Source organism: Brucella haematophila (assembly GCF_005938105.1).
Classification (GTDB): domain Bacteria; phylum Pseudomonadota; class Alphaproteobacteria; order Rhizobiales; family Rhizobiaceae; genus Brucella; species Brucella haematophila.
In genome coordinates this window covers 296,675-305,754 of the sequence record NZ_VCPE01000005.1, presented here as the reverse complement: position 1 = coordinate 305,754, position 9,080 = coordinate 296,675, and the positions used below count along the sequence as shown (strand labels likewise).

Genomic DNA, 9,080 nt, shown 5'->3' with positions numbered 1-9,080 from the left:
GAAACTTGACCGTGAATAAAAACCCGAACATTAATTAAAAGGCGGGTCAATTCTCGGTGGAAAAACCGGGTCACTTCTCAGCGGCAATCAACACTGCGTACGAAATTCCGGAATACGCAATGCGCGCCAGCATCGTGTACCAGTCCGAGGTCAAGTATAATCTCGAAGGCACCATCGACAATCTGGCTCTGAACCCGCTCACCGGCAAGGGTTTGCCGATCAACGTGTCGAGCGATGTGGCAACTCCGCAGTCAGTTGAATTCAAGTTCCAGACCGGTATCGCGCCTGATTGGCTCGCATTCGGTTCGGTGAAGTGGACTGACTGGTCGTCACTGACTTCGGTTGATTTCGCTTCTTCCGACAGCAAGATCGTACCGTCCGGCACAAAGATCACGAGCCTGAATCTCTACTATCAGGACGGCTGGACGGTTAGCGGTGGCGTCGGTCACAAGCTCAACGACCAGTGGTCGGTTGCTGGAACTGTGACCTGGGATCGTGGCACCAGCACGGGCCTGACCTCGCAGACTGACATCTGGCTGTTTGGTCTTGGCACCAACTACAAGCCGAATGATCAGGTTGAAATCCGTCTTGCAGGCGCCGCTGGCTGGCTGACCTCGGGTGAACTGGACGATACTGTCGTTGGTGGCCAGCCGAGCCTGTCTGGTTCCAAGGGCAACTTCGACAACGACTTCGTCGGCGGTCTCTCGCTGACGGCGAAGGTCAAGTTCTGATCGAACTGATCAAGCCAACATCAAGAAAAAGCCCGGCTGCGATGCCGGGCTTTTTCTTTTGATCATAATCCAGTCGATATTCACTTCTGTTCCAGACGAGCCAGCAGCGAAGACGTATCCCAGCGATTGCCGCCGATCTTCTGTACTTCCTTGTAGAACTGGTCGACAAGCGCCGTGACGGGCAGAAGCGCGCCATTGCGATCAGCTTCATCAAGGCAGATGCCTAGATCCTTCCGCATCCAGTCAACGGCGAAGCCAAAGTCATATTTACCCTGGTTCATCGTGCCGGAGCGGTTTTCCATCTGCCACGAACCCGCAGCGCCCTTGGAAATGACCGCGATGAGCTTTTCGATATCGAGGCCAGCCTTCTTGCCGAAATGAATGCCTTCGGCCAATCCCTGAACGAGACCGGCGATGCAAATCTGGTTCACCATCTTGGCAAGCTGTCCCGAACCGACCGGACCCATAAGGCCGACCGAACGGGCATAGGCATCGATAATCGGCTTGGCACGCTCGAAGACGACTTCGCTGGCGCCAACCATCACGGTCAGTACGCCGTTTTCTGCGCCCGCCTGCCCGCCGGAAACCGGTGCATCGATGAAGTGAATGCCACGCTTTTGCGCTTCTTCTGAAAGCTCACGCGCAACTTCGGCAGAGGCCGTCGTATTGTCGATGAAGATCGCATCCTTTTTCATTGTCGAAAAAGCACCGTCCGCGCCGATGGTGACAGAACGCAGGTCGTCATCGTTGCCAACGCAGGCGAACACATAGTCGGCGTCGCGCACGGCATCTGCGGGCGTCGCTGCGAAGCTGCCGCCAAATTCTTTCGCCCATTTTTCCGCCTTGGCCGTCGTGCGGTTATAAACCGTAACGTCGTGGCCACCTTTGTTCTTCAGGTGACCTGCCATCGGGTAGCCCATCACGCCCAGCCCGAGAAAGGCTACTTTTGCAGTGGTCGTCATTCGTTCATTCCTCTGGATAGTTTATGGACCATATGATCAGGTGAGGGGTGTCATCACAGCCGAACGGTAGGCGGGGCGCTCTTTCAAGCGCTCATACCAGCTTTCAAGCTGCGGAAGAGAAGGACGTTCGATAGCGAATTCGAACCATGCATAGGCATAGCAGGCAACTGGAATGTCGCCGATGCCGAATTTTTCACCTGAGAACCAGGGTGAGTGGTCCAGCCCACTATTGGCAATCGTCATGGAACGGGCAAGGCCCTCGAGACCACGTTGCAGGATTGCCGGGTCACGCTTGTCTTCGGGTAGGCGGATCATGTGCTTCATGACATTGCTAAAGTCGGTGTAGAGCGTGGTGGATGCCCAATCCATCCACTTTTCCGCCTGTGCACGCTTGGCCGGACTTTCGATCCACAGGCTGTCCTTGCCATAGGTCGCCGCCAGATAGCGCGTGATGACATTCGATTCCCAGAGCACGGTTTCACCGTCTTCGAGAAGCGGAATAAGGCCATTGGGATTGCGTGCCAGAAAGGTCGGATCGTCCAGCCCGCCAAACTGGCCGCCAACATCGATCTGTTCGTAATCAAGGCCAAGCTCCTGCGCTATCCAGAGCGCTTTCTTGACATTGGTGGAATTGGTGCGACCCCAGATTTTCAGCATGATATTGCCCATTGCTATGCTTCAGGAATTGGATGCACCCCGCCGAGCGGCGAATGCACTTGTTGATTAAACAGATAGCCCCCGGAAGCTGCAAGGCTGCCGGGGGCTAAATTCAGGACCTTCTCATTAAATCAGCGAACAAGATGTCGTGTCAGCCGTCGTTCGAGATAATCCCAGATGTGGCGTAGCACTTCGACAATCAACAGGTAGATCACTGCCGCCCAGAGATAGGTCTGGAAATCGAAGGTGCGGGAATAGGCGCGCCGCGTCTCACCCATCAGGTCGAGAACCGTGATGATGGCAACGATGGCCGAACCCTTGATCATCAGGATGATTTCATTGCCGTATGGACGCAGGGCAACGATCAGCGCCTGTGGAAGAATGACTTTCCAGAAGGTCACACGCTTGGAAATGCCGAGCGCTGCTGCACCTTCCCACTGGCCCATTGCAACACTCTGGATCGCGCCACGCAGGATTTCTGCCTGATAGGCCGCCGTATTGAGCGAGAAAGCGAGAATGGCGCAATTCCATGCATCGCGGAAAAACACCCATAGGCCAATGCTTTCAAGAAAAGGCCGGAAGGTGCCGAAACCGTAATAGATCAGGAAGGTTTGCGCCAGAAGCGGTGTGCCGCGGAAGAAATAGACATAGCCGAATGCGATGGCTTTCAGCCAGCGATTGTTCGACATGCGTGCGGCGGCAATCGGGATCGACAGCGCGGCGCCGACAAGGATCGACACCACGACGAGCTTCAGCGTGATCAGAAGCCCGGACCAGTAGCGCGGGCCATAGGTCTCGAAGAGATCGATCCGCCAGACATTGTAGAGATAGATGGCCAAACCCGCGAAGAGCAAAGCCCATATGCCGACGAAGATATGGCCTGCAATACGGGCGCGGGTCCATTGGCGGGCGACCGGTGGTGGCGCTATGACGGCAGCACTGTTTTGTGTGACAGCTTCGCTCATGATCATGCGCCTCGCGACCGGTTGCTGCCCGCATCAGCCCATTGGGCTATGCGGTTGATGAAATAGGACGAGATGATCGCGAGAGCGAGATAGAGCAGACATGCGACGCCAAAGAACAGGAATGGCTCCTTGGTCACGCGCGCTGCAATGGACGTTTGCCGCATAATATCAGACAGTGTGATCACGGATACGAGCGAGGTGTCTTTCAGCAGCACCAGCCACAGATTGGCAAGACCCGGCAGGGCAATGCGGATCAGTTGCGGCAGGATGACCTTGCGCATGGTCTGCCAGTGCGAGAGGCCAACGGCATAACCGCCTTCATATTGCCCGCGCGGAATGGCGCGGAAAGCGGACAGGAAGACTTCACTCGAATAGGACGAAAAAACGAAACCGAGCGCCACCATACCGGCGGCGAAGGCATTGATCTCGACATTCGCATTGATGCCAAACAGTGCCAGGAGTTTCTGCAAGCCGAGAGAGGCGCCGAAATAAACCAGGAACAGGGTCAGAAGTTCTGGAAGACCACGGAAGATGGTCGTGTAGATATTCGAAGCCAGTCGGATCGACGGTTCGGTCGATTGCTTCCCCAAAGCAACCAGAAATCCAAGAACGAGGCCTACGGGCAGGGTGGCTATTGCCAGAGTGACCGTTACCAACAGGCCCCAGGCGATACTCCTCGACCAGCCTTCGGGGCCGAAACTCAATAAAGTGGCGTAATGTTCCATCGCCTTTTTTCTTTTTTCTGGGCGTTTGTTCGTCCGGTGGTCTCTATTTCGAGCGCTTCTACCGAACTGTCCGCCATAAATGATGTGCGCCGGTTTGTTTGACACAAACCGGCGCATACGTCTTCAAAGAAACCTAGTTTTCGGCGCCGTAAGCGTCGAACTCAAAGTACTTATCGTTGATTTCCTTGTACTTTCCGTTCGCGCGGATCGCCTTGATAGCTGCGTTGAACTTTTCAACCAGTTCCGGGCGGCCCTTCTTGAAGGCAACGCCAGCGCCTGGACCGTGAATTTCAACAACCGGCGGGAAAGTGCCGACCATCTTGCAGCATGCGCCATCCGGCGTCTTCAGCCATTCGCCGAGCGTGACGCTATCATCATTGGCAGCGTCGAGACGGCCATTGGCCAGATCGAGGCGGTATTCCTCAGCGGTCGGGTAGGCCTTGATCGTGCTGTCGGTAAAGGTCTTTTCCGAGTAATTGGCGTGGGTGGTGGAAACCTGCACGCCGATCGTCTTGCCGGCGAGATCTTCCTTGGTCACGCCCTTGATGTCGCTATCCTTCGGAGCGACGATGCCCGGAGGCGTATTGTAGTATTTGTTGGAGAAATCGACCTGCTTCTTGCGTTCATCGGTGATGGACATGGAAGCGATGAAGGCGTCGAACTTGCCAGCCTGAAGTGCTGGAATCGCGCCATCCCATTCCTGGGTGATGAAGGTACATTGCGCCTTCATTTCATCACAAAGTGCCTTCGCAATATCCACGTCAAATCCCGACAAGGTGCCGTCCGGCTTGATGAAATTGAAGGGGGGGTAGGCGCCTTCAGTGGCGATGGTGAGCTTCAAAGGCTCCTGGGCATTTGCGGCGCCGATGGCCAATCCGCCAGCCATAGTTGCAATGGTCGCAACCGAAGCTGCTGCTACGATACGCTTCAATACGCGCATATTTAGTCCTCTCGTTTACTCTGGCTGGTTCCCTGATTATTTTTCTGGTCAGCCATTTGTCGTGCAATTGCAATTTAAAATTGAGGATTATCGATCGATAGACATTCCTCCCGCCGCTACCAATAGATGGTTCAGCGGAGGCTGCGCAATAATTTTTCGCATGTTCGCCGCCGCCCTCCAATCCGAACACGATATTCCCACCACTTTTCACCGGAAGGCAAGATGGCTTGCGTAATAATTTTGCGTATAATTATTGCGGAATTCACAGCGTATTCCGCCGAAAGTGGCAGCAAAATAGTGAAAGTTGACGTTTTGGCGGAAAGCGGTAGGGAATTGCTCAAAGTGCCATTTCATTTTGGATGAAATCGGCAATTTCATCGACCATATTGATATCGAAGACCGGCAGGCTCAAGCCTGGTTGTGGATGATCGGTTGCAATGGCGACGATGCTCGGGTCGTTTTCGGCGAGCGGTGGGCCGTCATGACTGCCTGTTCGGCGTAGCTCGATTTTCTTGTGCGGCTCACGTTTATAGCCTTCGACGAGAATCAGATCGCAGGGCGCAAGCTTGTCCGCGATCTCTTGCAGCGAAATCTCCGGCCCGTCGAGATTTTCATGCATGATGGCGAAGCGACGGTCTGAAACAATGGCGACTTCAGCCGCTCCGGCCTTGCGATGCCGCCAGGAATCGGTGCCTTCGTGATCGATGTCGAAATTGTGGTGCGCATGTTTGATTGTCGCAATGCGGTAGCCGCGTTCGGTCAGGCAGCGCACGAGCTTTTCGGTCAAGGTGGTCTTGCCGGAATTCTTCCAGCCCGTAATGCCGAAAAGCTTTTGCGTCATGGCATCCCTCCGTTCAGTCGATTCAATCGCCGGGCTTCGACAAGGTCATCGGGCCGGTTGATATTGAAGAATGGATCATAGGTTTCCGAGCGATCCTTGGTCGTTACAAGCGGAAAGTCTACCATTTCGAAATCAACATCGCGTGCGAATGCCAGAACACTGGCTTTCTCCGCCGTCGAAAGCCAGTCTCTCAGCCGATCCGCCAGTTGTGTGCTCCACAGGCCAAATATGGGATGAACATGCCCGGCAGAACTGGCGAGGATGATGTCCTTGCCACTCTGTCTTTGGCATTCGAGGAGCCGCTTTCCAAGATCAGCAGGCAGAAATGGCGTGTCCGCCGCTGCGGTCAGCAGCCATGACGAATCTTTTGCGTGGATGAGCGCGGTGAGAATGCCCGGCAGAGGGCCACCATGCTCTGCGAGGATATCAGCGACAACGGCAAGGCCGAGGCTGGCCAGCCGGGACGGGTCGCCATTGGCGTTGATGAAAAGCGATCCCACCTGCGGCTTCAGTCGCGCGGCAACTTCAGCGATGATGGTACAGGAACCCAGAACCTGCAGGAACTTGTCTCCCGCAATTCCGCCTTCGCGCATTCGGCTCGACAATCCACCGGCAATAATCGCACCGGCGATATCTGGTTGATCGACCATTATTTCGGTCCAAGACCAGTTGGAATGGAAGCCAATGTGCTCTTGTTCTTCTCGCGCTTTTTCAGCGCGTTTTCGCGATAGACCATGTAGATACCGCTTCCGACCACCATGACAGAGCCAATGATTGTATAGCTATCCGGCGCTTCGCCAAAGACCGCTATGCTCAAGCCTATCGCCCAAAGCAGGCTGGAATAGCGAAACGGGGAGACGAAGGACACTTCGCCTTCACGCATGGCTAGAATGATGAAGTGATACCCGATCAGCAGCAGCACCGCCGCGCAGAGCATGGCGGCAATGGGAACGAGGCCGATAGGCTGCCACCCGCCCATTGGGACAGTCAGCACGCCGCCGGTGACCGCAATTGCACCTGCGGTTAGTGTGGAGAGATAGAGCGTTGGCACATGGGCCGGTACGCGGCGCGTTGCAATGTCCCGCATCGCCGCAAAGCCGACGCTCGCCAGCAACACGGCCACTGCTGCGAAACTTGCCGCACCGGCTGAACCGGGGCGGATGATGATGAGGACGCCGACAAAGCCGACCAGAATACATGCCCAACGCCGCCAGCCGACTTTCTCCTTGAGAAAGATCGCGGCTCCAAGCGTCACCACCAAAGGCGTTGCCTGAAACACGGCAGAGCAAAAGGCCTGCGAGAGATGTCCGAGCGAGACGATGTAAGTGATTGTCGCAACCACTTCGCCCAGCACGCGCAGGACTGTCATCCGTTCCAGAGAGAGTTTGCGCAAGGCGCCGTGACGCCAGGCCAGAAAGCCGATCATCACCGTCGCGAAGACGCCGCGGATCAGCATATACTGACCACTGTTCATTTCCGTGAGAAGGAATTTGGTGATGCTGTCCCCGATGGTGAAAACACCCATGGCGAGAAGCATATAAATACTTGCGCGGAAATTCTCTGACTGCAGCACGGTATAGAATCCAGTTTAGAATCCAATACCGTGTTAAAGTTTATTTCGCGACAATTATTTGCGAGTATTTTCACTCAAAAGTATAAATGCGCTTTATCCGCCGGTCAGGCTCATATGGCGCGCCACAGCGGGCCGGTTATGATCGCGATCGATGATGAAATCATGGCCCTTGGGCTTGCGCGAAATAGCCTCATCGATAGCCTGGCCGAGGAATACATCGCTGTCGTTCTCACGCAGCGCCTTGCGCAGATCGGCATCATCATTCTGGCCAAGGCACATATAGAGCATGCCGGTACAGGTCAGGCGAACACGGTTGCAGCTTTCGCAGAAATTATGGGTCAACGGCGTGATGAAGCCGAGACGTCCACCGGTTTCCTCTATCGTCACATAGCGGGCAGGGCCGCCCGTGCGATAGGGGATATCATTCATCGTGAATTGAGCTGACAGGTCGCTGCGCACCTGTGACAACGGCAGATACTGTTCAGTGCGGTCGAATTCGATTTCGCCCATCGGCATGGTTTCGATCAGCGTCATATCCATATCGCGGCCATGGGCCCAGCGGATAAGGTCCGGAATTTCGAATTCGTTGAAATCTTTAAGCGCGACGGCATTGATCTTCACACGGATGCCTGCCTTTTGCGCGGCATCTATACCCTCAAGCACACGTGCAAGATCACCCCAGCGGGTGATCTCGTGAAACTTTTCGGGATTGAGCGTATCGAGCGAGACATTGATGCGCTTGATGCCGCAGTCGGCCAGTTCTCCGGCGAACCGCGCAAGTTGCGAGCCGTTGGTGGTCAGCGTGAGTTCTTCCAGTGCACCCGATGCCAGATGGCGGGAAAGCCCGCGGATCAGATGCATGATGTTCTTGCGTACCAATGGTTCACCGCCAGTCAGGCGTAGCTTGCGCACGCCCTTGTCGATGAACACAGTGCAGAGCCGTTCCAGCTCTTCCAGCGTCAGCAGGTCCTTCTTGGGAAGGAAGGTCATATGTTCCGCCATGCAATAGGTGCAGCGGAAATCACAACGGTCCGTCACCGAAACGCGCAAATAACTGACCGTCCGCCCGAAAGGATCGATCATCGGTCCGGTCGGGGAAACAAAGGGCTGTGCCTGCAAGGTTCTCATCTGTGAAGCCATTGTTCCCATAAGGTACGACGCAGTATCCTCCTGCTCTTATGAGATAGGACTTCCGCTTCGCCTTGTCCAGTTTTGCCGGGCTGAAGCAGTTTCAACGCACTTGCGGTATTTTGACATGCGGCCTATCACATGCAAGCTCTGAAAATTGCGGAGCGCGCTTTGATATGGAGAACAGCAATGAGCGACGTCTGGCCGACCGAACTGCGTGTTTCCAGCGACCGCAAATTGCTGACGGTGGCTTTTGACAGCGGCGAGCGATTTGAACTGACCGCAGAGCTGTTGCGTGTGCTTTCTCCATCGGCGGAAGTGCAGGGCCATTCGCCCGAACAGCGCATTACGGTTGGCGGCAAACGCAATGTCGAGATCATCAAGGTCGAGCCGGTGGGCAATTACGCGGTGCGTATCACCTTTGACGACATGCACGATACCGGCCTGTTTTCCTGGACCTATTTGCATAAGCTTGGCACCGAAAAAGAGACGCTTTGGCAGACCTATCTCGACGAACTGGCCGAAAAAGGGCTCAAGCGCGATCGATGAGCTCGTACC

Annotated in this window: 10 protein-coding genes and 1 pseudogene; 2 read left to right on the top strand and 9 right to left on the bottom strand. The window is 55.2% G+C overall.

From position 1 onward, the window contains the following. Positions 1-86: 86 nt before the first annotated feature. Positions 87-731 (top strand): annotated as a pseudogene (locus tag FGI60_RS10890) (outer membrane protein transport protein); the annotation flags it as partial. Between the two features lie 80 nt (positions 732-811). Here FGI60_RS10890 and FGI60_RS10885 read toward each other — a convergent pair. From FGI60_RS10885 to moaA, 9 genes are all read right to left on the bottom strand, one after another. Continuing rightward, positions 812-1,693, bottom strand: a complete 882-nt coding sequence (locus FGI60_RS10885) for an NAD(P)-dependent oxidoreductase (RefSeq protein ID WP_138785177.1) — start codon at positions 1,691-1,693, stop codon at positions 812-814. A gap of 36 nt (positions 1,694-1,729) precedes the next feature. Beyond that, on the bottom strand, positions 1,730-2,350 hold the full coding sequence (locus tag FGI60_RS10880) for a glutathione S-transferase family protein (protein ID WP_138785202.1): 621 nt from the start codon (positions 2,348-2,350) through the stop codon (positions 1,730-1,732). Positions 2,351-2,481: 131 nt separating this feature from the next. Beyond that, on the bottom strand, positions 2,482-3,315 hold the full coding sequence (locus tag FGI60_RS10875) for an ABC transporter permease (protein ID WP_138785176.1): 834 nt from the start codon (positions 3,313-3,315) through the stop codon (positions 2,482-2,484). A gap of 2 nt (positions 3,316-3,317) precedes the next feature. Then, positions 3,318-4,040, bottom strand: coding sequence for an ABC transporter permease (locus FGI60_RS10870; RefSeq protein WP_138785175.1), 723 nt, complete (start codon positions 4,038-4,040; stop codon positions 3,318-3,320). Positions 4,041-4,173: 133 nt separating this feature from the next. After that, entirely contained in the window at positions 4,174-4,980 is an 807-nt protein-coding gene (locus FGI60_RS10865; protein WP_138785174.1) for an ABC transporter substrate-binding protein, read from the bottom strand. A 337-nt stretch (positions 4,981-5,317) separates the two neighbouring features. Then, the gene (gene mobB / locus FGI60_RS10860; protein WP_138785173.1) at positions 5,318-5,821 is read right to left on the bottom strand and encodes a molybdopterin-guanine dinucleotide biosynthesis protein B; all 504 of its coding nucleotides are present in this window, start codon (positions 5,819-5,821) and stop codon (positions 5,318-5,320) included. After that, positions 5,818-6,471, bottom strand: coding sequence for a molybdenum cofactor guanylyltransferase MobA (gene mobA, locus FGI60_RS10855; RefSeq protein WP_138785172.1), 654 nt, complete (start codon positions 6,469-6,471; stop codon positions 5,818-5,820). The genes mobB and mobA overlap by 4 nt, the downstream gene beginning before the upstream one ends. After that, positions 6,471-7,358: a DMT family transporter gene (locus FGI60_RS10850; RefSeq protein WP_138785201.1), complete on the bottom strand. Its 888-nt coding sequence runs from the start codon at positions 7,356-7,358 to the stop codon at positions 6,471-6,473. Before FGI60_RS10850 ends, mobA begins: the two co-directional genes overlap by 1 nt. A 129-nt stretch (positions 7,359-7,487) precedes the next feature. Beyond that, positions 7,488-8,522 (bottom strand): GTP 3',8-cyclase MoaA, encoded by a 1,035-nt coding sequence (gene moaA, locus FGI60_RS10845; protein WP_138785171.1) that lies wholly within the window; start codon positions 8,520-8,522, stop codon positions 7,488-7,490. A 189-nt stretch (positions 8,523-8,711) separates the two neighbouring features. Here moaA and FGI60_RS10840 point away from each other — a divergent pair, with 189 nt between their 5' ends. Continuing rightward, on the top strand, positions 8,712-9,071 hold the full coding sequence (locus tag FGI60_RS10840) for a gamma-butyrobetaine hydroxylase-like domain-containing protein (protein ID WP_078340433.1): 360 nt from the start codon (positions 8,712-8,714) through the stop codon (positions 9,069-9,071). The last annotated feature ends 9 nt before the right edge of the window (positions 9,072-9,080 follow it).